Annotated in this window: 19 protein-coding genes; 12 read left to right on the top strand and 7 right to left on the bottom strand. The window is 75.2% G+C overall.

Annotation, left to right across the window (positions count from 1 at the left end; translation table 11 throughout):
* Window positions 1-28: 28 nt before the first annotated feature.
* Together LG634_RS05205 and LG634_RS05200 are read left to right on the top strand one after the other, a co-directional pair.
* Entirely contained in the window at window positions 29-508 is a 480-nt protein-coding gene (locus LG634_RS05205; protein ID WP_226732416.1) for an ATP-binding protein, read from the top strand.
* Window positions 509-556: 48 nt separating this feature from the next.
* Window positions 557-712 (top strand): hydrophobic protein, encoded by a 156-nt coding sequence (locus LG634_RS05200; protein ID WP_226732415.1) that lies wholly within the window; start codon window positions 557-559, stop codon window positions 710-712.
* A gap of 10 nt (window positions 713-722) precedes the next feature.
* Here LG634_RS05200 and LG634_RS05195 read toward each other — a convergent pair whose 3' ends face one another.
* Window positions 723-1,631 (bottom strand): ion transporter, encoded by a 909-nt coding sequence (locus tag LG634_RS05195; RefSeq protein ID WP_226732414.1) that lies wholly within the window; start codon window positions 1,629-1,631, stop codon window positions 723-725.
* Between the two features lie 327 nt (window positions 1,632-1,958).
* Here LG634_RS05195 and LG634_RS05190 point away from each other — a divergent pair, with 327 nt between their 5' ends.
* Window positions 1,959-4,010 (top strand): SpoIIE family protein phosphatase, encoded by a 2,052-nt coding sequence (locus LG634_RS05190; RefSeq protein ID WP_226732554.1) that lies wholly within the window; start codon window positions 1,959-1,961, stop codon window positions 4,008-4,010.
* A gap of 15 nt (window positions 4,011-4,025) precedes the next feature.
* On the opposite strand, the gene LG634_RS05185 is transcribed toward LG634_RS05190, so the two are convergent.
* Both LG634_RS05185 and LG634_RS05180 read right to left on the bottom strand, forming a co-directional pair.
* Window positions 4,026-6,737 carry a SpoIIE family protein phosphatase gene (locus tag LG634_RS05185; RefSeq protein ID WP_226732413.1) on the bottom strand — a complete coding sequence of 904 codons (2,712 nt, stop codon included), beginning with the start codon at window positions 6,735-6,737 and terminating at the stop codon, window positions 4,026-4,028.
* Window positions 6,734-8,800: a SpoIIE family protein phosphatase gene (locus LG634_RS05180; protein ID WP_226732412.1), complete on the bottom strand. Its 2,067-nt coding sequence runs from the start codon at window positions 8,798-8,800 to the stop codon at window positions 6,734-6,736. The genes LG634_RS05185 and LG634_RS05180 overlap by 4 nt, the downstream gene beginning before the upstream one ends.
* A 202-nt stretch (window positions 8,801-9,002) precedes the next feature.
* Here LG634_RS05180 and LG634_RS05175 point away from each other — a divergent pair, with 202 nt between their 5' ends.
* A complete protein-coding gene (locus LG634_RS05175; protein ID WP_226732411.1) occupies window positions 9,003-10,622 on the top strand; it encodes a peptide-N4-asparagine amidase in 1,620 nt (539 codons plus the stop codon).
* Window positions 10,623-10,665: 43 nt separating this feature from the next.
* Here LG634_RS05175 and LG634_RS05170 read toward each other — a convergent pair whose 3' ends face one another.
* Window positions 10,666-12,096 (bottom strand): Gfo/Idh/MocA family protein, encoded by a 1,431-nt coding sequence (locus LG634_RS05170; RefSeq protein ID WP_226732410.1) that lies wholly within the window; start codon window positions 12,094-12,096, stop codon window positions 10,666-10,668.
* Window positions 12,097-12,233: 137 nt separating this feature from the next.
* Between LG634_RS05170 and LG634_RS05165 the strand changes: the two genes are divergently transcribed.
* The 3 genes from LG634_RS05165 (at window position 12,234) to LG634_RS05155 (ending at window position 16,597) form a co-directional block, all read left to right on the top strand.
* Entirely contained in the window at window positions 12,234-13,991 is a 1,758-nt protein-coding gene (locus tag LG634_RS05165; RefSeq protein ID WP_226732409.1) for a serine/threonine-protein kinase, read from the top strand.
* A gap of 98 nt (window positions 13,992-14,089) precedes the next feature.
* The gene (locus tag LG634_RS05160) at window positions 14,090-15,175 is read left to right on the top strand and encodes an S-(hydroxymethyl)mycothiol dehydrogenase (protein WP_226732408.1); all 1,086 of its coding nucleotides are present in this window, start codon (window positions 14,090-14,092) and stop codon (window positions 15,173-15,175) included.
* A gap of 117 nt (window positions 15,176-15,292) precedes the next feature.
* Window positions 15,293-16,597 (top strand): alpha/beta fold hydrolase, encoded by a 1,305-nt coding sequence (locus LG634_RS05155; RefSeq protein WP_226732407.1) that lies wholly within the window; start codon window positions 15,293-15,295, stop codon window positions 16,595-16,597.
* Between the two features lie 19 nt (window positions 16,598-16,616).
* Here the strand turns inward: LG634_RS05155 and LG634_RS05150 are convergent, their stop codons facing one another.
* Complete coding sequence (locus tag LG634_RS05150) at window positions 16,617-17,411, bottom strand: MBL fold metallo-hydrolase (RefSeq protein WP_226732406.1); 795 nt, start codon at window positions 17,409-17,411, stop codon at window positions 16,617-16,619.
* A gap of 118 nt (window positions 17,412-17,529) precedes the next feature.
* Between LG634_RS05150 and LG634_RS05145 the strand changes: the two genes are divergently transcribed.
* Both LG634_RS05145 and LG634_RS05140 read left to right on the top strand, forming a co-directional pair.
* Entirely contained in the window at window positions 17,530-18,270 is a 741-nt protein-coding gene (locus LG634_RS05145) for a PIG-L deacetylase family protein (RefSeq protein ID WP_226732405.1), read from the top strand.
* 45 nt (window positions 18,271-18,315) lie between these two features.
* Window positions 18,316-19,152 (top strand): enoyl-CoA hydratase/isomerase family protein, encoded by an 837-nt coding sequence (locus LG634_RS05140; protein ID WP_226732404.1) that lies wholly within the window; start codon window positions 18,316-18,318, stop codon window positions 19,150-19,152.
* 6 nt (window positions 19,153-19,158) lie between these two features.
* On the opposite strand, the gene LG634_RS05135 is transcribed toward LG634_RS05140, so the two are convergent.
* Together LG634_RS05135 and LG634_RS05130 are read right to left on the bottom strand one after the other, a co-directional pair.
* Entirely contained in the window at window positions 19,159-20,085 is a 927-nt protein-coding gene (locus LG634_RS05135; RefSeq protein ID WP_226732403.1) for an SDR family oxidoreductase, read from the bottom strand.
* Between the two features lie 53 nt (window positions 20,086-20,138).
* A complete protein-coding gene (locus LG634_RS05130) occupies window positions 20,139-20,327 on the bottom strand; it encodes a hypothetical protein (protein WP_226732402.1) in 189 nt (62 codons plus the stop codon).
* 184 nt (window positions 20,328-20,511) lie between these two features.
* Here LG634_RS05130 and LG634_RS05125 point away from each other — a divergent pair, with 184 nt between their 5' ends.
* The 3 genes from LG634_RS05125 to LG634_RS05115 are packed head-to-tail and all read left to right on the top strand — an operon-like array spanning window position 20,512 to window position 23,788.
* Window positions 20,512-21,480, top strand: coding sequence for an NADPH:quinone oxidoreductase family protein (locus LG634_RS05125; protein ID WP_226732401.1), 969 nt, complete (start codon window positions 20,512-20,514; stop codon window positions 21,478-21,480).
* Window positions 21,477-22,673, top strand: a complete 1,197-nt coding sequence (locus LG634_RS05120; protein ID WP_226732400.1) for an acyl-CoA dehydrogenase family protein — start codon at window positions 21,477-21,479, stop codon at window positions 22,671-22,673. Before LG634_RS05125 ends, LG634_RS05120 begins: the two co-directional genes overlap by 4 nt.
* Window positions 22,670-23,788 (top strand): acyl-CoA dehydrogenase family protein, encoded by a 1,119-nt coding sequence (locus tag LG634_RS05115; RefSeq protein WP_226732399.1) that lies wholly within the window; start codon window positions 22,670-22,672, stop codon window positions 23,786-23,788. The genes LG634_RS05120 and LG634_RS05115 overlap by 4 nt, the downstream gene beginning before the upstream one ends.
* Window positions 23,789-23,857 lie beyond the last annotated feature (69 nt).

Here is a 23,857-nt window from a genome sequence, read left to right as displayed (position 1 = left end):
CCCGTGCACGGGCCGGAGATGAGGGGCCGTGGCCGCATCCGAGCGGGCACCGAAAAGGCCCGGGCGGGCACCGCAGGGGGTGCAGCCGGGAGTCCCGCGCGGGGCCGCCGAAGCCCGCCGCAGGGTGCGCACCGTCCTCGGCGAGGCGGCCGCGGCCGGCGGCCCGGACGTCGGGGCCGCCGCCCTGACGGACGCCCTGCTGGTCGCCTCCGAGCTGGTCTCGAACGCCTACCGGCACGGGGGCGGGCTCACCGGCTTCGCCGTCGAGCTCGACCGCGCCGCGGTCCGCATCACCGTGAGCGATGCCAGCACCGAACTCCCGCACGTCGCCGAACCCCGTACGGCCGGAGCGCACGGCGGCTTCGGCTGGCCCCTGGTGCACCTGCTGTCCGCCGAGGTGACGGTCACCCTCCTGCCGGGCGACGGCAAACGCATCCGCGCCACCGTCCCCCTCCGCACGTGCCCCCCGGGCCGCCCCGCACCGACACGCCCGGGCGGCGGGCCCTAGGTGTGCGCGGCGGACTGCCGGGCAGACGCCAGGGCGGAGGTGGGGTTCATGATTCCGCTGATCATCGTTCTGCTGGTCGTGCTCGTCCTGTTCGGTGCCGGATTCGCCGTCGACGTGCTGTGGTGGATCGCCCTGGCGCTGCTCGTGGTCTGGCTGCTCGGATTCGCAGCCCGTTCGGGCGACGGGCGGTGGTACCGCTGGTGACCCCCGGGCCTCAGGAGCGCCGGGCCGTTTCGAGCGGGCGGGCAGCCGCAGGCGTCGGAGCGTCGCCGACGCCACGGAGGCCCGCCTCGACCTCGTCCAGGGCCTCGCGGGCCGCGGCGATCCGGCGGCGGACCTCCAGCAGAGGGTCGCCGCCCTCGGTCAGGCGGCGCTGGGCCTCGGCCTCCTTCTCCGTCTCCCGGGCCTCGTCCAGCGAGGTCAGGACCACCCCGATGAGTACGTTGACCAGCACGAACGAGGCCAGCAGCACGTACGAGGCGTAGTACAGAAGGGTGAAGCGGGAGATCGCCAGACCTGCGTGGACGGCGTCGCCGAAGCCGTCGAGCGTGGTCAGCAGGAACAGGGTCAGCGCGGCCCGGCCGACCGACCCGTAGTGCTGGGGGTCGGACTCCGCGAAGCAGAGCCAGCCGACCATCGCGTACACGTAGACCACCAGCGCGCCGACGAACAGGAAGCTGACCGTCCCCGGCAGGCTCCGGCCGACCGCCAGCAGCAGCACCCGCAGCTGCGGCAGGAACCGGGCGCTGCGCAGCACCCGGGCCAGCCGCAGGATCCGCAGCAAGGTCGTGTTCTCCTGCACCGACGGCAGGAACGCGGCGGTCACCACCAGCAGGTCGAACACGTTCCAGGGGTCCCGGAAGAAAGCTTTCGGCCGGTCGGCGTGCGCACCGAGGCGGAGCGCGATCTCCCCCGTGAACAGCACCAGGCAGCAGACCTCCGCGGCGTGCAGCGCCTCCCGGTACTGCGCCGCCAGCCCCTGGTAGGTCTCGGCTCCCTGGAGGGCCGCGTTGAAAAGGATCAGTGCGAAGACGAGGATCGCGAAGGCGGGATCCTCGGTGACGGCCCGGCAGCGCACCGCCAGCTGTCGGCGGGCGCGGCGGGTCGTGGACGGATCCATCATCGAAGCTCCTTGGTGGGGGCCGGTCGATGGTGATCATGGCAGGGCGGCCGGCGGGGTCCGGGCCGTGCTCACCCGCCCGAGGGACACGGGCCGCGCACGCCATCCCATCGGGGGACCGGGCTCGTACAACAGTCAGCGCGTAACCACCACGGGGACCGCCGGCGGGGCAGGCGTCCGTCCGGCGGGGGCCGCAGTCCGCACCTGCCGGACGGCGGTGGGACGCAGCGCTTGGGGGCGGGTCCTCGGATAGGGTGATTCGGTAGGAAATGCCCGGTACGGCGTGAGGTCGTTGCCTTGGACACACACCGGTCGCAGCCCGCACCGGCAATGGGGTACGCCGGAGTGCTCCGCGAACTGCTGCCCATCGCCCTGTGGCGGGAGGACGCCGAGGGCCGGGTCGTCGAATGGTCGCTCGCCGCCCAGGACCTGCTCGGCTACCGCCCGGAGGAACTGCTCGGCCGCCCCGCCTCCGCCTCCCTCGTCCCCGACAGCAACCGCGACCTCGCCGACCAGCTCACCCGCCGCGTCCAGGCCGGCGAGACCGTCGTCGGCACGCTGCCCGTCCGGCACCGCGACGGCCACCAGGTCACCATGGAGATGTGGATCGTGCCGGCCACCGACCCGCAGGGCCGCGCCGGCGCACTGCTGATCGCCGTGGAGACCTCCGAGGTCCTGCACATGCGCGACTCCCTGGCGGCCCTCCAGAGCCTGTTCACCCAGTCGCCCATCGGCCTGGCCACCCTCGGCCCCGACCTCCGCTTCCTGCGCGTCAACCCCGCCCTCGCCCGCATGAACGGCGTACCGGCCGCCGACCACCTCGGCCGCCGCCTCACCGAGGTGGTGCCCGGGATCAACGCCGCCGCCCTCGAAGCCACCATGCAGCACGCCCTCGACCGCGGCACCGCCGTCGTCGACGCCCGCCGCACCGGCCGCACCCCCGACGACCCCGACCACGACCGCACCTGGTCCTGCTCGTACGCCCCGCTGCTCGACGGCTCCGGCCGCCGCCTGGGCCTGATCGCCTCCATCATCGACATCACCGAGGGCCAGCGCGCCCAGGTCGAAGCGGAACGGGCCCGCGCCCGCTTCGCGCTCCTCGCCGAGGCCGGCACCCGCATCGGCACCACGCTCGACCTGCGGCAGACGGCCGACGAGCTGGTGCAGGTGCTCGTACCGCACCTCGCCGACTCCGCCGACGTCCAGATGCTCGAATCCGTCCTCGACCCCGACGAATCCGCCGCCTCCACCCAGGGCGTGCTGCGCCGGCTGGCCGCCTCCTTCCCCGACCCGGCCGCCCCCACCGCGAGGCTCGCCGTCGGCCAGACCCTGCGGATACCACCGGGCTCGGTGTACGAGCAGATCATCGCCGACGGGCGGCCCGTCAACCTGTACCAGTCCGACGTCCCCGCCCTGATCAAGGACCCGCGGGCCGACGCCCTGCGCACGTACCTGATGCAGGAGATCGGCTCGGCCCGGCTGATCCCGCTGGCCGCCCGCGGCAAGGTGCTCGGCGCGGTCGCCGTCACCCGCCTGCGGACCCGCGAGCCGTTCGACGAACAGGACTGCGTCCTCCTCGACGAGGTCGTCGCCCGCGCCGCGCTCAACATCGACAACGCGCGCATGTACACCGACCAGCGGGCCGCGGCCCTCACCCTCCGGCGGAGCCTCGCCAACCACGCGCTGCCGGAGGTGCCCGGGCTGGAGCTGACCGGACGCTACCTGCCGGCGAGCGATCACGACGTCGGCGGGGACTGGTACGACGTCATCGCACTGCCCGGCGGCCGGACCGGGCTGGTCATCGGCGACGTGATGGGGCACGGGATCCACGCCGCCGCCGTCATGGGGCAGCTGCGCACCGCCGTCCGTACGCTCGCCCGGCACGACATCCCGCCGGCCGACATGCTGCGCTCCCTCGACGCGGTCGTCGCCGACCTCGGCGAGGACGAGATGGCAACCTGCGTCTACGCCGTCCACGACCCGGCGGCCGGCGGGGCGGTCGTCGCCCGGGCCGGGCATCCGCCGCCGGCGGTGGTGGACGGGGCGGGGCGGGTCTCGTTCCTCGACGGGCCGTCGGGTACGCCGCTGGGGACGGGCGGGCAGGACTTCCGGACCGAGCAGGTGCCGCTGCCCGCCGGCGATCTGCTGGTGCTCTACACGGACGGGCTGATCGAGGCGCGTGACCGGGACCTGGACCAGGGGATGCGCCGGCTGGCGCGCGCGCTGGTCCCCGCGGGGCGGCCGCTCGACCGCCTCTGCGACGCGGTCCTCGCCGACCTCCTCCCGTGCGAGCCCCAGGACGACGTGGCCGTCCTGATGGCCCGTACCGTCACGGCGGCTCCGCCCCCGGACCCCCGCTCCTCAAACGCCGGACCGGCTTGATCTGCCCCCGGGGCCTCACCAGGCCAGGTCCTCGAACGCGTCGAGGTCCGGCTCGGCAGCCGACTCGACGGCCGCGTCCGCCGTCAGGGGCAGCTCGGCCCAGATCACCTTCCCCCGCTCCGCGTACCGCGTACCCCACCGGTCCGCGAACTGCGCGACCAGGAACAGCCCCCGCCCGCCCTCGTCCGTCGTCGCCGCGTACCGCAGGTGCGGCGACGTGCTCCCGGCATCCGCGACCTCGCAGATCAGGGTGCGGTCCAGCAGCAGCCGGACCCGGATCGGCTCGGCCCCGTACCGGATCGCGTTGGTCACCAGCTCGCTCAGCACCAGCTCCGCGTTGAACGCGATGGCGTCCAGCCCCCACACGCCCAGCTGCGCCGTCCCCGCGTTCCGCACCCGCGACACCGCCGCCGGATCGGCCGGCACCTCGTACTCGGCGATCCGGTCGGCCGGCAGCCGCCGGGTCTCCGCCACCAGCAGCGCGATGTCGTCGCCCGGCGCCGGCACCAGCACCCCGGCCAGCACGTCCGCACACGTCTGCTCCGGCGTCCGGCCGCCCGGCCGGTCCAGCGCCCGCCGCAGCAGCCCCAGACCCGTGTCGAAGTCCCGGTCCCGGTCCTCCAGCAGCCCGTCCGTGAACATCACCAGCCGGCTGCCCGCCGGCAGCTCCAGCGACGTCGACTCGTACGGGATCCCGCCCACGCCCACCCCCAGCGGCAGTCCCGTGGACAGCTCAGGGAACTCCACCCGCCCGTCCGGATGCACCACCGCCGGCCCCGGATGCCCCGCACTCGCCACCGCACACCGCCCGGACGCCGGATCGTAGATCGCGTACAGGCAGGTGGCACCCGTGATGCCCGACCGGTCGCCGTCCGCGCCGCCTTCCGGACCGCCGTCCGCGTCGATCCGGCCGCCCAGCTCGTCCAGATGCCCCAGCAGCTCCTCCGGCGGCAGGTCCAGCGTCGAGAAGTTGTGCACCGCCGTCCGCAGCCGGCCCATCGTCGCCGCCGCGTGCAGCCCGTGCCCCACCACGTCGCCCACCACCAGCGCCACCCGGGCACCCGGCAGCGCGATCACGTCGAACCAGTCGCCGCCCACCCCCGGCTTCGCCGGCAGGTAGCGGTACGCCACCTCCACCGCGCTCTGGTCCGGCAGCACCCGCGGCAGCAGGCTCCGCTGCAACGTGACGGCCATCGCGTGCTCCCGCGTGAACCGCCGCGCATTGTCGATCGAGACCGCCGCCCGCGCCGCCAGCTCCTCCGCGAACGCCAGATCGTCCTCGCCGAACGGCTCCACCGTGTCCGCCCGCCAGAAGTTCGCCATCCCCAGCACCACCCCGCGGGCCTGCAGCGGCACCGCCACCAGCGAATGCAGCCCGTACCGCAGCGCCTCCGTCGTCCCCGCCGGATCCTGCGCCCGCCAGCCCTCCGCCGTCGTCAGATCCGCCTCCAGCACCCCGTGCCCGGCCGCCAGCGCCTCCGCCATCGGCGTCTGCGCCACCTCGAACCGGATCAGATCGCCCACCGGCTGCAGCGGATGCGCCGCCCGGATCCCGGTCAGCGCCGCCCGCCGCATCTCCGTGTACGAACCACCCCGCGGCTCCTCCCCGCGCAGCACCGGCTCCAGCAGCTCCACCGTCACGAAGTCCGCGAACCGCGGCACCGCCACCTCCGACAGCTCCTCCGCGGTACGCCCCACGTCCAGCGTGGTCCCGATCCGCCCGCCCGCGTCGTACAGCAGCTCCAGCCGGCCGCGCGCCACCTCCGCCCGCCCCGACACCGCCGCCAGGTCCGTGGTGTCCCGCAGCGTCATCACCGTGCCCGACTCCTGACCCCGGTACGGCTTCGTCGGCCGCACGTTCACGGCCAGCAGCCGGTCACCCGCCAGGTGCACCTCGTCCGTCGCCACCCGCCCCGACGCCAGCAGCTCCGCCGTCCGCGGGTCCAGCCCCAGCTCGGTGACGTGCCGCTGCTCGGCGTCCGCCGGCAGGTCCAGCAGTCGGCGCGCCTCGTCGTTGGCCAGCAGCAGCCGCCGGTCGGCGCCGATGATCAGGACGCCCTCGCGGACGGCGTGCAGCACCGCCTCGTGGTGCTCGTTCATCCGGGCCATCGCCGCCGCGTCCAGCCCGCGGGTCTGCCGCCGCAGCCGCCGGCTGATCAGCGCCGCCCCGCCGGTGCCCAGCAGCAGCGCGCCCGCCGCCGCACCGATCAGCAGCGGCAGCCGGCCCTCCACCGCATCGCCCACGTTGCCGACCTCGATGCCCGTGCCCACCAGCCCGACCACCGCACCACTCGCGTCCCGCACCGGCACCACCGCGCGCACCGCATCGCTCGGCTCGCCCCGGAACACCTCCGTGAACGACTCGCCCCGCGCGGCCCGCGCGATGTCGCCCGTGGCCCGCTCGCCGATCAGCTCCGGCTCCGAGTCCGTCCAACGCACCCCGTCCGGGGTCATCACCGCGATGAAGTCCAGGCCCGACGCCCGCCGGGCCGCCTCCGCCCGCGGCTGGAGCACGGCCGTCGGATCCGGTGCGCGCAGCGCCGCCGCCAGCCCCGGCGCCTGCGCGAACGCCTCGGCCGCCGCCAGCGACCGGTTGCGCGCGTCCTGCTCGCTGTCACTGCGGGCCTGCAGCACCAGCGCCAGCACGGCGGCCGCCACCAGCACCACCACGATGAGGGCGATCAGGGCGAACACCTGGCCGGCGACGCTGCGCGCCCGGGCCGTCACGGCAGCCCCCGGGCGACCAGCAGGGCGACGTCGTCGGGATCACCGGGATGCCGCAGGGCCGTCAGCAGCAGATCACACGTCTCCTCCAGCGGCCGCCGCGGATCGTCCAGCAGCCCCAGCAGCACCTCCAGCCGCTCGTCGATGGGATCGTCGCGCGTCTCGACCAGCCCGTCCGTGTACAGCACCAGCTGGTCGCCCGGCCCGAACACGATGTCCGTGGCCTCGAACGGCACCCCGCCCACCCCCAGCGGCGCCCCCGTCGGCAGGTCCACCAGCGACACCCGGCCGTCCGCCCGCACCAGCGCCGGCGGCAGGTGACCCGCGTTCGCCAGCCGGCAGCGCGACCGGGCCGGGTCGTACACCACGTACAGGCAGGTGGCGATGTAGTGCTCCAGCCCCTCCGTGATCCGGTCCAGGTGCCGCAGCACCTCCGCAGGCTCCAGGTCCAGGTCCGCGAACGCGCAGGTCGCGGTCCGCAGCCGGCCCATCGTGGCCGCCGCGTCGATGCCGCTGCCCATCACGTCGCCCACCACCAGGGCCGTCTTGTCGCCGGTCAGCCGGATCACGTCGTACCAGTCCCCGCCCACCTCCGTCGACGCCAGCGCCGGCTGGTAGCGGGAGGCCACCTCCAGCCCCGCAGGCTGAGACGGCCGGCCCGGCAGCAGACTGCGCTGCAGGGTCACCACGTCGTTGCGGACGCTCTGGTACCAGCGGGCGTTGTCGATGGCCACCCCGGCCCGCGCCGCCAGCTCCGACGCCAGCACCACGTCGTCCGCGTCGAACGGCAGCGGATTCCCGATCCGCTTCAGGTCCAGCGCCCCCAGCACCTCGCCGCGCGCGATCAGCGGCACCGCCAGGTACGAATGCACCCCCGACCGGGCCAGCAGCTCGGCGGCCCGCGCACTGCGCGCGATGTCCCGCAGATCGTCCGGCCCGACCTCCGGCACCAGCACCGGCCGGCCGGTGTGCACGCACCGGGTCACCAGCCGGTCCGCCCCGTACATCGCCATCCCGCCGACCGGGTCGGCCGCCTCCAGCGCCTCCTCCGGCGCCCGGGCCGCCACCGCCAGCGCCCGGAACAGCTCCGGGCCGGAGTCCGGCGCCCCCGGCCGGCGCCAGGACAGCACCGAGTCCAGCACGTCCACCGCGGCGATGTCGGCCAGCTCCGGCACGGCCACCTCCGCCAGCTCCCGGGCCGTCGTGTCCACCTCCAGCGTCGTCCCCACCCGCGCCGAAGCCTCCGCGATCAGCGCCAGCCGCCGCCGGCTGCGGTCCGCCTCCGTGGTGGCCCTGTGCCGCTCGGTGACGTCCACCACGGACGCCGCCACCCCCAGCACCCGCTGCCGCGGCCCCTCCAGCCGGAAGAACGACACCGACCAGGCACGCTCCACCTCCGGATCCGAATGGGTACGGCCGACCGTGTAGTGGTCGAGGACCGGCACCCCCGAATCCAGCACCTGCTGCAGCGCCGCCTCCAGCGACTCCGCCTCCAGCTCCGGCAGGATCTCGCCCGGCCGCCGCCCGATGTGCTCCTCCGCCGGCATCCCGTTGATCCGCTCCAGCGCCGGGTTCACCAGCACGTACCGCAGGTCGGTGTCCAGGACCGCCAGTCCGATCGGGGACTGCGACACCAGCCGCTCCGACAGCGCCAGGTCCGTCTCCACCCGCTGTACCGCCGCATGATCGGCGGCGATGCCCAGCGCGTACACGTCCCCGTACGAGTCGAGCAGCCGCATGTTGCGGAACTCCACCACCCGGGTGCTGCCGTCCCTGTGGCGGACCGGGAACGCCCCCGACCAGCTGTCGCCGCCGCCCAGCACCCCGGCGAACAGCTGCATCACCAGCCCCAGGTGCTCCGGATGGGTGAGCAGCGGGCCCGCGAACCGCCCCAGCGCCTCCGCGGCCGTGTACCCGAACAGGGCATCGGCCTGCGGACTCCAGAACACGATCCGGCCCTCGGCGTCCAGCACCACCGCCGCGATGCCGAGCACGTCCAGCAGGCCCCACGGGGGCAGGGGCGCGCCCGGGCCACCGTCCTCCGCCCGGAAGGATTCGGCTGTCACCCGTCACTCCCTCCGCCGCCGCACCGGGGCACGGGCCCGCACGCCGGATCCGGGGCCCGCCACCGGGTCCCCTCCCACTGCTCCTTCCATGCTGCCCCCGGACCACCCGGTGCCGCAGCCCGTGCGCACCGCATCGGTTTTCGGCCGCGGGCCGCCGGACCGCTCTGGTGCGGGGCCGGACCGGGCGCTTCACTGCCTGGCCATGACACGACAGAGGATCATGAGGGCGGTCGGCGGGCTGGTGCTCGCGGCGGGCCTGCTGGCCGCCGCGGGACCCGCCGCGGCCGCACCCGCAGCCGTCCCCCGCACCGGCGGCACCACCCCTCCCGCCGAGTTCGGCACCGACTGGCACGATCCGCTCACCGCCGCCCCGCCCGTCACCCGGCCCGCCACCCGCTCCTGCGAAGTCACCCTCGCCGCCGCACAGTTCCGCGACTTCACCCCGTACCGCGGCGGCTACACCCCGCCCACGGGCTGCGGAACCGCCTGGAGCAAGGTGGTGCTGCGCCTCGAAGGCAAGGTCAAGGGACGGCAGTACGACCGGCTCGGCCACCTCGCCGTCGGCGGCGTCGAAATCCTCCGCACCTCCACGCCCCAGCCCTCGCCCGACGGCATCACCTGGTCCGTCGAGAAGGACGTCACCCGCTACCGCGACACCCTCGGCCGCCCCCAGCCCGTCGAGATGCTGATCGGCAACGTCGTCAACGACACCTACACCGGAGTCATCGACGTCCGCGTCACCCTCACCTTCTACGCCACCGGCGGCCGCACCGGAGCCGCGGACACCCCCGACCGGGTGCTGCCCGTCACCGGCGAGGCCCTCACCACCCCGCGCAACGCCGAACGGATCCTCGCCGAGGTGTACGCCACCGGCTCCGGAGGCGGCTGCGAGGAGTACTGGTACCTGACCGTCCCCGACCCCGCCCCCTACTCCTGCAAGGCCGCCGGCGGCCCGAACCGCGAGGTGCAGATCTCCGTGGACGGCCGCCTCGCCGGCATCGCCACCCCCTTCCCGACCGTCTGGACCGGCGGCTGGTCCAACCCCTTCCTCTGGTACGTCACCCCCGCCCCGCGCGCCTTCGACGTCGAACCCGTCGTCTACGACCTGACCCCGTTCGCCGCCGTCCTCAACGACGGCCGCCCGCACCGCATCGAAGTGTCCGTCGCGGGCGTGCCCGCCGGCCAGGCGGGCTGGAGCACCCCCGCCAACCTCCTGCTCTGGCAGGACCACGGCCGGACCGTCGTCACCGGCGCCCTCACCCGCCACGAACAGAGCGATCCGGCCAACTCCTCCGTCCACACCCCCGGCACCGGCCACCGCGTCGACACCCGCGCCGGCCACCGGCTCACCACCGCCGGCCACCTCGACACCTCGCACGGCCGGGTCACCACCACCGTCACCCGCACCCTCGCCCACACCTCCGCCCACCGCTGGACCGACGGCGAGGACCGCGACGCCCTCACCGCCGCCTGGACCGACCGCGAAACCGTCACCACCGACCGCACCACCACCCACACCGACCGCACCTACACCATGGACGGCGAGACCGTCCTCGGCGCCGACGCCCGGCTGCGCACGGTCCTCACCCTCGGCGACCGCATCGACTCCGCCACCCACCGGGCCGGCCACCCCACCGCCCGGCACCGCCGCGACCACCGCTACAGCGGCGACGCCACGTACACCACCGGCGTCCCGCGCGACCAGCGGCACGCCGTCGGCACCACCACCGAGCGCTACCGCGCGTACGGCTCCGGCGGCTGCCACGACCGCACCGTGAGCACCGCCCAGGGCACCGTCACCCAGGACCGCCGCCGCTGCTGACCGCCGCCCCGGGCCCGGGGCACGCCCCCCGGGCCCGGGCCGTTCACACCGGCTTCGGCGCGTCGATGCCCGGGCGCGCGGTACGCCACGCCCCGCGCGTGAAGTCGGGGATCGGCTGCGGCGCACCCTGCGCCCGCATCGACGCATGGCTCAGCGGCACCGGTGCCGACCAGGTGGCCGCGTCGTACACGTCGAAGTCCGGCACCAGACCCAGCCGCATGCACTGCACCAGCCGGAACAGCATCATGTAGTCCATCCCACCGTGCCCGCCCGGCGGGTTGGCGTGCTCCTTCCACAGCCAGTGGTCGTACTCCTTCGCGTACGCCGCGAAGTCGCCCCACTTCTCGTCCTTGTGGTCAGGCTCCAGGTAGATCCGGGCCGGATAGTCCTCGAACACCCCCCGCGTGCCGCCCAGACTGTTGACCCGGCTGTACGGGTGCGGCGTCGACACGTCGTGCTCCAGCCGGATCAGCCGCCCCAGCGCCGTCTGTACCAGGCTGACCGTGCGGTCGCTGCCCACGTACGTCTCCCCGCGGCTCGGGTCGCCCGCCGGGGTGTTCGCCTCCCGGTACTCCGCCAGCCCCAGCGCCTGCGTGCCGAAACTGCTGATCGACACCGCCCGGTCGCCCCGGTTCACGTCCAGGTAGTTCGCCACCGGCCCGAACCCGTGCGTCGGGTACAGGTCACCGCGCAGCCGGGTGTGCCACTGCCGGCGCCACGGCCCCTCGTAGTACGTCGGCGAGAACATCAGCTCCCGCAGATCATGGTGGTAGGCGCCGGACGCGTGCAGCAGCTCGCCGAACCGGCCCGCGTGCGCCATCCGCAGCACCCGCAGCTCGTTGCGGCCGTAGCAGCAGTTCTCCAGCTGCATGCAGTGCCGGCGGGTCCGCTCCGACAGGTCCACCAGCTCCCACAGCTCGGCGACCTCCATCGCCAGCGGGCACTCCACCCCGACGTGCTTGCCGTGCAGCATCGCCGACCTGGCCACCTCGACATGGGACTCCCACGGCGTCGCCACGTACACCAGGTCGAGATCACCCCGCGCACACAGGTTCGCGTAGTCCTCCTCGCCCGCCGCGTACGCCCCCGGCGCCGGCTGACCCGCCTTCACCACCTTCGCGGCCACCCGCTCCACCTTCGCCCGGACCGGGTCGCACACCGCCACCACCCGCACCCCCGGCAGCAGCAGGAACAGGTCCGTCATCAGCGCCCCCCGGTTGCCCAGGCCCACGATCCCGACCCGGACCGTGCTGCGCCCCTCGAACGGCACCCCCGCCATCGTCGGATACCGGCGCGCCTCCGTCCCGTCGCCCCCGGCCGCCCCCTCGCCCCGGGCCGCCGCCCCCGGCCCGGCCGCCGCGGCCGGTGCCCCGCCCGCGGCCCCGAGCCCGAGACCCGCGGTGCCGGCCACCCCGGCCGTGGTCCGCAGGACGTCCCGCCGGCTCGGCCCGTGGTCCGTGCCTCCGTCGTTCATCGCACCTCCAGTAGCTCCACTGGTCCTGTGCTCTACAAGGGCGTCCGGCAGCCGCGCCGCGGCCTGCGGCACGCTCGGCACCGGCTGGGGACCACCCGGCTGGAGCAGCCGATCCTCGCCTCATACGATTGCCCGCCATGGACACCAGTGAGGCCGGCAGACGGCTGGTCGACGGACGTTTCGAACTGATCTCCCCGCTCGGCAGCGGCGGCATGGGCACCGTGTGGCGGGCCCGCGACATCGCGCTCGACCGCGAAGTCGCCCTCAAGGAGGTCCGTCCGCCCGACCCCGCGCTGGCCGAGGCCCGCCCCGACCTCGCCGTCCAGCTGCGCCAGCGGGCCGTCCGCGAGGCCCGCGCCCTCGCCCGGCTCTCCCACCCGCACGTGGTGACCATCCACCACATCGTCGAACCCGCCGACGGCTCCCACCCGTGGATCGTCATGGAGTTCGTCAAGGGCGGCTCCCTCTACGACCGCCTCGTCCAGGGCCCGATGCCGGTCGCCGAGGTCCGCCGGCTCGGCCTGGAAGTGCTCTCCGCGCTCCGCGCCGCGCACGCCGAGGGCGTCCAGCACCGTGACGTGAAGCCCGCCAACGTGCTGCTGCGCGCCAACGGCAGCGCCGTCCTCACCGACTTCGGCATCGCGGCCCTCCGCGAGTCCACCAGCCTCACCGCCACCGGCGACCTGATCGGCTCGCCCGAGTACATCGCCCCCGAGCGGGTCCGCGGCGAGGAGGGCAACCCCGCCTCGGACCTCTGGTCCCTCGGCATGATGCTGTACGTCGCCGCCGAGGGCACCCACCCGCTGCGCCGCGCCACCAGCCTCGCCACCGTGGTCGCCGTCCTCGACGAGCCGATCCCGTACCCGGTGCGCTCCGGGCCGCTCGCCCCCGTCCTGGCCGGGCTGCTGGTCCGCGACCCGGCCGCCCGGCCCGACGGCGAGCAGCTGGAACGCCTCCTGCAGGCGGCCGGCGGCGACGGCACCGCCCCGCCCGCCGCCCCGGTGCCCGGCCCCGCGACCGTCCCGCCGGCCGCCGCCACGCCCGCACCCGGCTACGGCTACCCCCACACGCCAGGCCCCGCCAACCCGTACGCGGCCTCCAACCCGTACGCCGCACACCCCGCCGGCGGCGCCCCGGCACCCGGCGCCTTCGTGCCCCCGGCCACCACCCCGGTGCCCTACCCGGAGCCGGTCCGCCCCCGCCGCGCCCGCACCAACGCGCTCACCGGCCTGCTGGTCGCCGCCGCCCTCGTCGGCGGCACCTTCGGCGTCGTCAAGCTGCTCCCCGGCGACGACGGCGGCAAGACCGGGGCGAACGGCGGCGACACCAGCACCTCCGCCGGCCCGAACGGCAGCGCCACGCACAAGGTCACCGACACGGAGAGCGGCGGCCCCGGGCCCGCCGCCGGCGACGCGAGCGGCGGGACCGACTCCGGCGACGAGGCCGAGGCCCCCGACGACCTGCTCACCACGGCCGGCGCCCGCGCCGTCGTCGAGGCCTTCCGAAAGAAGACCGGAACCACCGTCTTCGTCGACCTCAAGATCTACCCCGAGTACGCCTTCGCCTCGGTCCCCACGAAGGACGCCGGCGTCGCCGACGAGTGGGAGTACCGCAACGGCAAGGTCACCAACCGCGGCCCCGGCGGCATCGTCAAGGACCAGGGCAACCTGATCGACATGAGCAAGGTCAAGTGGGAGGCCCTGCCCGCCCTGCTCACCCGCTCGCAGAAGGAACTCGGGGTCACCAAGCCCACCTCCCGCTACCTGATCGTCGAGCCGTTCGTCTTCGACGGCACCAACGACCCGTCGGTGCGCCCGTACTACAGCGACGCCTACGGCCGCGGCGGATACGTGTACGCCGACATGGACTGCAAGGTGATCCGGGTCGTCGACTGATCCCGAGCTGACACGGCGTCGGCCCGGACGGCGCACACCGCCGTCCGGGCTGCTACGTTCGGAAGCCCTGGTCTGACGACGAATCAAGGCGGTTGACTGTGACGCATCACGTTCGCGGAGTCATCGCGCGCGCCAAGAACGCGCCGGTGGAGCTGACCACCATCCTGGTGCCGGACCCGGGCCCGGGGGAGGCGCTCGTCCGCGTCCAGGCCTGCGGCGTCTGCCACACCGACCTCCACTACCGCGAGGGCGGCATCAACGACGAGTTCCCGTTCCTCCTCGGCCACGAGGCGGCCGGCGTCGTCGAGTCCGTCGGCGCCGGCGTCACCGACGTCGCCCCCGGCGACTTCGTCATCCTCAACTGGCGTGCCGTCTGCGGCAGCTGCCGGGCCTGCCGGCGCGGCCGCCCCTGGTACTGCTTCGCCACCCACAACGCCACCCAGCGGATGACCCTGGAGGACGGCACCCCGCTCGCGCCCGCCCTCGGCATCGGGGCCTTCGCCGAGAAGACCCTCGTCGCCGCCGGCCAGTGCACCAAGGTGGACCCGGCGGCCGCCCCGGCCGCCGCCGGCCTCCTCGGCTGCGGGGTGATGGCCGGACTGGGCGCCGCCGTCAACACCGGCGGCGTCGGCCGCGGCGACTCGGTGGCGGTCATCGGCTGCGGGGGAGTGGGCAACGCCGCCGTCGCCGGCGCCCGGCTGGCCGGCGCGGGGAAGATCATCGCGGTGGACCTCGACGACCGCAAGCTGGAGCTCGCCCGCGGCCTCGGCGCCACCCACACCGTCAACGGCCGCTCCGAGGACGTCGTCAAGGCCGTCCAGGCCCTCACCGACGGCAACGGCGCCGACGTCGTCATCGACGCCGTCGGCCGCCCCGAGACCTACCGCCAGGCCTTCTACGCCCGCGACCTCGCCGGCACCGTCGTCCTGGTCGGCGTCCCCACCCCGGAGATGCAGCTGGAACTGCCGCTCCTCGACGTGTTCGGCCGCGGCGGCGCCCTGAAGTCCAGCTGGTACGGCGACTGCCTGCCCGAGCGGGACTTCCCCATGCTCATCGACCTGTACCTCCAGGGCCGCCTCGACCTCGACGCGTTCGTCTCCGAGACCATCCCGCTCGACGGGATCGAGGAGGCCTTCGCCCGCATGGAACGCGGCGAGGTCCTCCGCTCCGTCGTCGTCCTCTGACCCGCCCCGGCGCGGAGCCTCCCGCTCCGCGCCGGGACACGGCCCCCGCGGGGGCTCGGCCGGTGCTGCATACACTCGTGCCACCGCCGCACCGCCGACACCTCAGGGGAAACACCCGTGACGAGCAGCTACCGCCAGCCCGGAGTCGTCCTCACCGACCACCACTTCACCGTCCCCCTGGACCACCGGAACCCGGCCGGGGAGCAGATCGAGCTGTACGCCCGCGAGGTGGTGGCCGCCGGCAAGGACCCGTCGGGCCTGCCCTGGCTGGTGTACCTGGAGGGCGGCCCCGGCTGCGCCGCCCGCCGCTTCGTCGGCGGCCAGGCCTGGCTGGGCCGCGCCGTCCGCGACCACCGCGTCCTGCTGCTCGACCAGCGCGGCACCGGCCGCTCCACTCCGGCGAACCGGCAGACCCTCCCGCTCCGCGGCACCCCCGCCGAACAGGCCGGCTACCTCGCACACTTCCGCGCCGACGCGATCGTCCGCGACTGCGAGAGCATCCGGAAGACCCTCACCGGCGGCGCGCCGTGGACCGTGCTCGGCCAGAGCTTCGGCGGGTTCTGCACCACCCACTACCTCTCCACGGCCCCCGAGGGCCTGAGCGCCGCCCTGATCACCGGCGGCCTGCCCTCGCTGCACGCCACCGCCGACGAGGTCTACCGGGCCGCGTACCCGCGCATCGCCCGCAAGAACCAAGCCCACTACCGCCGGTACCCCATGGACGTCGAGCGGGCCCGCCGGATCGCCGCCCACCTCGCCGAACGGCCCGCCGTCCTCGGCAACGGCCACCGGCTCACCCCCGAGGCCTTCCAGTCCCTCGGCATGCTGCTCGGCTCCGGCGACGGCAGCCACCACCTGCACTACCTGCTGGAGAACGCCTTCGTCCGCACCCCGGCCGGCACCGAACTCTCCGACGCCTTCCTGGAAGCCGTCCAGGCGCAGCTGTCGTTCGCCGCCAACCCGCTCTACGCCGTCCTGCACGAGGCCATCTACGCCCAGGACCCGGCCCGCCCCACCGGCTGGGCCGCGGAACGGGTCCGTGCCGAGTTCCCCGGCTTCGACGCCGCCAAGGCCCTCGCCGGCGACGACCCGGTGCTCTTCGGCGGCGAGACCATCCACCCCTGGCACTTCGAGACCGACCCCGCGCTCGCCCCGCTCCGCGAGACCGCCCACCTCCTCGCCGAGCGCACCGGCTGGCAGCCGCTGTACGACCCGGCCCGGCTCGGCGCCAACGAGGTGCCGGTCGCCGCGGCCGTGTACCACGACGACATGTACGTGGACACCGCGCACTCCCTGGAGACCGCCCGGGCCGTCCGCGGCCTGCGCACCTGGGTCACCGACGAGTTCGAGCACGACGGCGTCCGCGCCGGCGGCCCCCGCGTCCTCGACCGCCTCCTCGCGCTCGTCCACGACGAACTCTGACGCGAGCCGGCGGCTGCCCCTACGGGCGGACGAACGCGCGGACGAACGCGCGGGTCAGGTGCGGTGTGCCCAGCACCTGCCCGCGCGCCGCGGCCCGCGCCAGCAGTGCCTCGCGGGTCTCCCGGGCCCGCTCCGGATCGTCCTCGTAGAGGTAGCGCACGGCCGGGTTGACCCACTGCACGGCGTGCACCAGCACGTCACCGGTCAGCAGCGTCTCCTGCCCGGCAGCGGTGACCAGCACCGACTGGTGCCCGGCCGTGTGGCCCGGGGTGGGCAGCAGCTCCACTCCCGGGCACAGCCGGTGCCGGCCGGCCACCTCCTGGAGCACCCCGGCCCGCCGCAGCGGCCGTACGACGTGCTCCTGCACGGCCGCCTCCGCGGCCAGCGCCGCCGTCTCCGCGCGCTGGACGACGTACCGCGCCCCAGGGAAGAACGGTGCGCCGTCCGGCCCGACCGCCCAGCCGGTGTGGTCGTTGTGCAGGTGCGTCAGCACCACCGCTTCCACGTCGGCGGCGGCGATCCCCGCCTCCCGGAGCGCCTGCGGGAGCCGCCCGGGGACCGGTGCCCAGTCCGCGGCCGGACTGCCCGGCCCGCCGACCCCCGCATCGACCAGGACCACCCGGCCGCCGGGCCGCCGCACGGCGAAGCACCGGAAGTCCAGCCGCCAGCCGTCCGCCGGCCCGAACGCCCCCGGATCGGCCGCGGCGGCCCGCTCCCAGTCGGCCTCCGAGGCGTTCGGGAACGCCTGCCGGGCCGGCTCGGGAAACGTCCCCGCGGCATCCACCAGGGCGACCACCTCAAGATCCACGGCCATCCCGGCTCCCCCCTTCCTCCGGCCGGGTCCGCCCCGGCCGGCCGCACGCCGCCGTCAAGTCTGCCCGCTGAGCGGACAGTTCGCCTGCCCATGGGCAGGCATGACCTAGGGTGCGATCATGACCGACCAGCTGGAACCCATGCCCACCGACTGGCAGCGCGCCCTCGCCGTCGTCGCCCACCCCGACGACCTCGAATACGGCTGCGCCGCCGCCATCGCCGACTGGACCGACGGCGGCCGCGAGATCGCCTACCTGCTCGCCACCCGCGGCGAGGCCGGCATCGACACCCTGGACCCCGACGCCTGCGCCCCGCTCCGCGAGGCCGAGCAGCGGGCGAGCGCGGCGGTGGTCGGCGTGCACGCGGTCGAGTTCCTCGACCACCGCGACGGCATCATCGAGTACGGCACCGCCCTGCGCCGCGACATCGCCGCCGCGATCCGCCGCCACCGGCCCGAACTCGTCGTCACCCTCAACCACCGCGACACCTGGGGCCCCGGCCCCGGACAGGGATGGAACACCCCCGACCACCGCGCCGTGGGCCGGGCCGTCCTCGACGCGGCCGCCGACGCCGGCAACCGCTGGATCTTCCCCGAACTCCGCGAGCAGGGCCTGGAGCCCTGGGACGGGGTCCGCTGGGTGGCCGTCGCCAACTCCCCGACCCCCACCCACGCCGCCGACGCCACCGCCGGCCTGGAGCGCTCCGTGCAGTCGCTGCTGGCGCACCGCGCCTACATCGAGGCGCTCACCGACGAGGACCCCGAGGCGTACTGCCGCACCTTCCTCACGGGCGTCGCCGACCGCACCGCGGCCCGGTTCGGCGGCCGGCCCGCCGTCCCCTTCGAACTCTTCCCCCGCTGACCCGGCCCCCCTATTCTGACGAATCGTCAGGAGGGGGTGGGTGCGGTGATCGACACCATCGGCACGGACATCGCGGAGGGCGAGGAGCGGATCCGCCTCGACGTCGGCGACGACGGCATCGCCGTCCTCACCCTCTGCCGCCCGGCCACCCTCAACGGCTGGAGCTGGGAGTCCACCCGGCAACTCGGCCTGCTCGCCGACCGGATCCGGTTCGACCCGGCGGTCCGCGTGGTCCTGCTGCGTGCCGAGGGCCGGGCGTTCTGCGCCGGCATCGACGTCACCGCGCCCGGCGGCGGCATCACCGGCGACTCCCCGGCCGCCCGCACCCGCAACTACTACGAGGGCGTCCGCTGGGCGCACGAGCGGTTCGCCGTCCTCGCCCGGCTCCCGCAGCCCGTCGTCGCCGCCGTCCAGGGCTACTGCCTGGGCTTCGGCTTCGAGCTCGCCCTGATGGCCGATGTCCGGGTGGCCGCCGAGGACGCCGTGTTCGCCCTCCCCGAAGCCCGGCTGGGCGTCGCCGTGGACGCCGGCGGCGACCTGCGGATCGCCCGGGAGGCGGGCGCGGGCTGGGCGAAGTTCCTCGCCCTCACCGGCCGCCGCATCGACGCGGCCACCGCCCACCGGCTGGGCCTCGTCCAGCTGCTGGTCCCGCCCGCCGCGCTCGACGGCGAGGCCCGCACGGTCGCCGCGGAGATCGCCGCCAACGCGCCGCTCGCCGTGCAGGGCATCAAACGCTCCGTCGACGCCTTCGCCGACGACCGGCTGGCGGCCGCGCTGGAACGCACCGCGATGACCGCCGCGCTCACCCTCACCTCGGAGGACTGCGCCGAAGGCTACCGGGCCCAGGCGGCCCGCCGGCCCCCGGAGTTCGGCGGCCGCTGACCGCCCTCACGGGCCCGCGAACGGCCCCCGCCCCAGCTGCTCGCGCACCGGGACGGCAGCCGGCGCCACCACCGCCCGCCGCTGCCAGTTCGCCCCGTCCACCACCAGCGTGTGCCCCGTGATGAACCGCGCGTACGGCGAGGCCAGGAAGGTGGCCGCCCAGCCGAGCTCCCGCGGAAGGCCCACCCGCAGCGCGGGCTGCCGGGCGCCGGCCGGATCCGGCCCGGCCGCCGCCAGGCCCGCCCGGATCCCCGCGGGCAGGTCGGCGTGCGGGAACAGGCCCGGGACCAGCCCGTTCACCTGGATCCCGTACGGGCCCCACTCGACGGCGAGGGTCTCCACCAGGTTCTTCACCCCCGCCTTGGCGGCCGCGCTCGGCGCGAACCCCGGCCCGCCCGTCCAGGCGTACGAGGCGCCCACGTTGAGGACCGAGCCGGGGGTGCCCGCGGCGAGGTGGCGGCGGCCGAACTCGCGGGTGGCGAACCAGGTGCCGGTCAGGGTGATGTCGACGACCGCCCGCCAGGCGTTCGGGGACAGGTCCTCGGCCGGGCAGGGGAAGTTGGCGGCCGCACTGTTCACCAGCACGTCCGGCAGCCCGCAGGCCGCCTCGGCGGCGTCGAACACCGCCGCCACCCGCTCCGGGTCCCGGACGTCGCACACGGCGGCCGCCACCCGCCCGCCGCCGATCGCCGCCAGCTCGGCCCGGGCCGCGTCCAGCCGGCCGGCCGTCCGCCCGGCGATCACCAGATCGGCGCCCAGCCGGGCGAACTCCGCCGCGATGGCCTTGCCCAGCCCGGAACCGCCGCCCGTCACCAGCACCACCCGCCCCTCGTACGTACCGGAGGGCAGGGCGCTGGTGCCGGGCGGCGGCGGTGCGGGCAGTCCGGGCGGGCCGGACGCGGCGCGGTGCTGGCTCTGCGGAGGCTCGGTCATGCGCCATCGATAGCGCGCACCGGCCCAGAAGGCCATGGTCGCGCCGGCCCGCATCAGCCCGGCAGGTACGCCTGCTTGCTCGCGCAGGTCCACACCACGGCCTTGCGGACACCCTTGGCGTTCACCGCGTAGCCGCCGACGCGGTCGCTGTCGGAGACCGCCTCGGCGCCCGAGGCGCCGGTCGCGGCCGGCCGCGGCAGGCCGAGCATCGGGCCGGAGCCCGGCCAGTACGGATGTTGCACAACGGTGTGCGTCGAACATGGTGCCCTGTGTCCGGGCAGAACGGGGCGGAACATCATCAACCGCTTTCCGGCCGGATCCGGCGCGGTATCGCCCCCGCGAGGGACACCCCCTGTTCCCCTGAGGCCAAGCGACCGCTTAGTATGCCGCCGAGTGCGGTCCCTCGACGGCGGCTGGAGGCCCCGGATGCAGGCTTGGCGAGTACACACCCACGGCGAACCCCGCGCGGCGATGCGCCTCGACACGGTACCGGCGCCCGACCCCGGACCCGGCGAGGTCCGGCTCAGGGTCCTCGCCGCCAACGTCAACTTCCCCGACGCCCTCCTCGTCCGAGGGACGTACCAGATCCGGCCCGAGCTCCCGTTCACCCCCGGCGTCGAGATCTGCGGCGAGACCGAGGACGGCCGCCGGGTCATCGCCAACCCCCGCCTGCCGCACGGCGGTTTCGCCGAATACGCCACCGCCGACGCGGCCGCCCTGCTGCCCGCCCCCGACTCCCTCGACGACGCCGAGGCCGCCGCCCTCCACATCGGCTACCAGACCGGCTGGTTCGGCCTGCACCGCCGGGCCCGGCTGCAGCCCGGCGAAACCCTCCTCGTGCACGCGGCGGCCGGCGGCGTCGGCAGCGCCGCCGTCCAGCTCGGCAAGGCCGCCGGCGCCACCGTCATCGGCGTCGCCGGCGGCAAGGACAAGACCCGGGTCGCCGAACAACTCGGCTGCGACCTCGTCATCGACCGCACCACCGAGGACATCGCCGCCCGCGTCAAGGAGTTCACCGGCGGCCGCGGCGCCGACGTGGTCTACGACCCGGTCGGCGGCGACGCCTACGCCGCCTCCGCCAAGTGCATCGCCTTCGAAGGCCGCATCCTCGTCGTCGGCTTCGCCGGCGGCACCGTCCCCACCCCGGCCCTCAACCACGCCCTGATCAAGAACTACGCCATCGTCGGCCTCCACTGGGGCCTCTACGCCACCCACGACCCGGCCGCCGTCCGCACCTGCCACGACGAACTCACCCGGCTCGCCGCCACCGGCGCCATCCGCCCCCTCGTCAGCGAACGCGTCCCGCTCGCCGCAGCCTCCGACGCCGTCCAGCGCCTCGCCGACGGCACCACCACCGGCCGCATCGCCGTCCTCCCGCAGCAGGCCGCCCGATGAGCGCCGCCCCCGACGCCGCCGCCCTGCGCCGCCGCACCGAGGAGTTCCTCGCCGCACACCCGCCCGCCCGCACCGGACGCACCGCGTTCCTGCGCGCCCGCTTCGACGCCGGCCTCGCCTGGGTGCACTTCCCCGAAGGCCTCGGCGGCCTCGGCGCCCCCCGCACCCTCCAGACCGAAGTCGACGGCGTCCTCGGCGCCGCCGGCGCCCCCGACAACGACCCCCGCCGCATCGGCATCGGCCTCGGCATGGCAGCCCCCACGATCCTCGCCTACGGCACCGAGGAGCAGAAGCAGCGCTTCCTGCGCCCCCTGTGGACCGGCGAGGAAGTCTGGTGCCAGCTGTTCAGCGAGCCCGGCGCCGGCTCCGACCTCGCCGCCCTCGCCACCCGAGCGGTCCGCGACGAGGACACCGGCGACTGGATCGTCGACGGCCAGAAGGTGTGGACCTCCAGTGCCCACCTCGCCCGCTGGGCCATCCTCGTCGCCCGCACCGACCCCGCCTTGCCCAAACACCAGGGCATCACCTACTTCCTCTGCGACATGACCGACCCCGGCGTCGAGGTCCGGTCGCTGCGCCAGATCACCGGCGAGGCCGAGTTCAACGAGGTCTTCCTGACCGGCGTCCGCATCCCCGACCGGCACCGCCTCGGCGCCGTCGGCCAGGGCTGGGAGGTCGCCCGCACCACCCTCATGAACGAACGCGTCTCCATCGGCGGCATGCGGCTCCCGCGCGAAGGCGGCATGATCGCCCCGCTCGCCGCCGTCTGGCGGGACCGCCCCGCCCTGCGCACCCACGCCCTGCACCAGCGGCTCCTGGAGCTGTGGGTCGAGGCCGAAGTCGCCCGCCTCACCGGCGAACGGCTCCGCCAGCAGCTCGCCGCAGGCCGCCCCGGCCCCGAAGGCTCCGGCATGAAGCTCACCTTCGCCCGCCTCAACCAGGAGATCAGCGGCCTCGAAGTGGAACTCCTCGGCGAGGAGGGCCTCCTGTACGACGACTGGACCATGCGCCGCCCCGAACTCGTCGACTTCACCGGACGCGACGCCGGCTACCGCTACCTGCGCTCCAAGGGCAACTCCATCGAGGGCGGCACCAGCGAGATCCTCCTGAACATCGTCGCCGAACGAGTCCTCGGCCTGCCCGCCGAGCCGCGCGACGACAAGGACCTGCCCTGGAAGGACCTGGCCCGATGACCGCCACCCCCGACCTCCTCTACACCGCCGCCGAGGACGACCTGCGCGCCGCCGTCCGCGCCCTCCTCGACACCAAGGCCGCCGACCACGGTGCCACCCTCGCCCGCGCCGAGGCCGGCAGCCCCCACGACCCCGCCCTCTGGCACACCCTCGCCACCGGCATCGGCGCCGCCGGACTCCTCGTTCCCGAACACCTCGGCGGCCACGGCGCCGGCCCCCGCGAAGCCGCCGTCGTCCTCGAAGAACTCGGCCGCTCCGCAGCCCCGCTGCCCTACCTCACCGGCCCCGTCACCGCCGCCACCGCCCTCCTCGGCTGCGACACCGCGCAGCCCGCCGTGGCCGGCCTGCTGCGTCCCCTCGCCGCCGGCAGCACCCTGTGCGTGCTCGCCGTACCGCTCACCCTCGGCCCCGGCGCGCCCCACCCGTCGGCCGTCACCACCGTCGACGGCCGCCTCACCGGCACCGTCTCCGCGGTCGCCGACGGCGCGGCCGCCGACGTCCTGCTCGTCCCCGCCGACACCGGCCTGTACGCCGTACGGACCCGGGACGCGGCGATCACCCCGCAGACCCCGCTCGACCTGACCCGCCCGCTCGCCCGCATCACCCTCGACCGCACCCCCGGCGACCTGCTCGCCGGACCCGCCACCGCCCGCGCCGCCCTCGACCGGGCCCTGACCACCGGCGCCGGTCTCCTCGCCTCCGAACAGCTCGGCCTCGCCGAGTGGTGCCTCGCCGAGACCGTCCGGCACGTCCGCGGCCGTCACCAGTTCAACCGCCCCGTCGGCTCGTTCCAGGCCCTCAAACACCGCCTCGCCCAGCTCTGGCTGGAGATCGCCGGCGCCCGCGCCGCCGCCCGCAACGCCGCCGACGCCCTGGCCACCTGCGCCCCCGACACCGCCCTCGCCGTCGCCGTCGCCCAGGCCTCCTGCTCCACCGCCGCCGTCCACGCCGCCGAGGAGTGCGTCCAGCTGCACGGCGGCATCGGCATGACCTGGGAACACCCCGCCCACCTCTACCTCAAGCGGGCCAAGGCCGACGCCCTCGCCTTCGGCACCCCCGGCCACCACCGCACCCGCATCGCCGCCCTCGCCGACCTCCCCGGCCCCCGCGCGTAACCCACACGGCGCAGCCGGCCCGACTCCGTCCGGCTGCGCCCGGGACCGCCGGCCGGTGACCTCGGGTCC

The sequence above is a fragment of the Streptomyces bambusae genome (genome assembly GCF_020532645.1).
Classification (GTDB): domain Bacteria; phylum Actinomycetota; class Actinomycetes; order Streptomycetales; family Streptomycetaceae; genus Streptomyces; species Streptomyces bambusae.
This window is presented reverse-complemented; position numbering and strand designations above follow the sequence as displayed.

Bases quoted from the DNA above. Each gene is read 5' to 3' on its own strand.
- LG634_RS05150 (WP_226732406.1), bottom strand. From the start codon at position 17,411: ATGGCCGTGGATCTTGAGGTGGTCGCCCTGGTGGATGCCGCGGGGACG.
- LG634_RS05200 (WP_226732415.1), top strand. From the start codon at position 557: ATGATTCCGCTGATCATCGTTCTGCTGGTCGTGCTCGTCCTGTTCGGT.
- LG634_RS05120 (WP_226732400.1), top strand. From the start codon at position 21,477: ATGAGCGCCGCCCCCGACGCCGCCGCCCTGCGCCGCCGCACCGAGGAG.
- LG634_RS05170 (WP_226732410.1), bottom strand. From the start codon at position 12,096: ATGAACGACGGAGGCACGGACCACGGGCCGAGCCGGCGGGACGTCCTG.
- LG634_RS05125 (WP_226732401.1), top strand. From the start codon at position 20,512: ATGCAGGCTTGGCGAGTACACACCCACGGCGAACCCCGCGCGGCGATG.
- LG634_RS05115 (WP_226732399.1), top strand. From the start codon at position 22,670: ATGACCGCCACCCCCGACCTCCTCTACACCGCCGCCGAGGACGACCTG.
- LG634_RS05175 (WP_226732411.1), top strand. From the start codon at position 9,003: ATGACACGACAGAGGATCATGAGGGCGGTCGGCGGGCTGGTGCTCGCG.
- LG634_RS05135 (WP_226732403.1), bottom strand. From the start codon at position 20,085: ATGACCGAGCCTCCGCAGAGCCAGCACCGCGCCGCGTCCGGCCCGCCC.
- LG634_RS05165 (WP_226732409.1), top strand. From the start codon at position 12,234: ATGGACACCAGTGAGGCCGGCAGACGGCTGGTCGACGGACGTTTCGAA.
- LG634_RS05195 (WP_226732414.1), bottom strand. From the start codon at position 1,631: ATGATGGATCCGTCCACGACCCGCCGCGCCCGCCGACAGCTGGCGGTG.
- LG634_RS05190 (WP_226732554.1), top strand. From the start codon at position 1,959: ATGGGGTACGCCGGAGTGCTCCGCGAACTGCTGCCCATCGCCCTGTGG.
- LG634_RS05145 (WP_226732405.1), top strand. From the start codon at position 17,530: ATGACCGACCAGCTGGAACCCATGCCCACCGACTGGCAGCGCGCCCTC.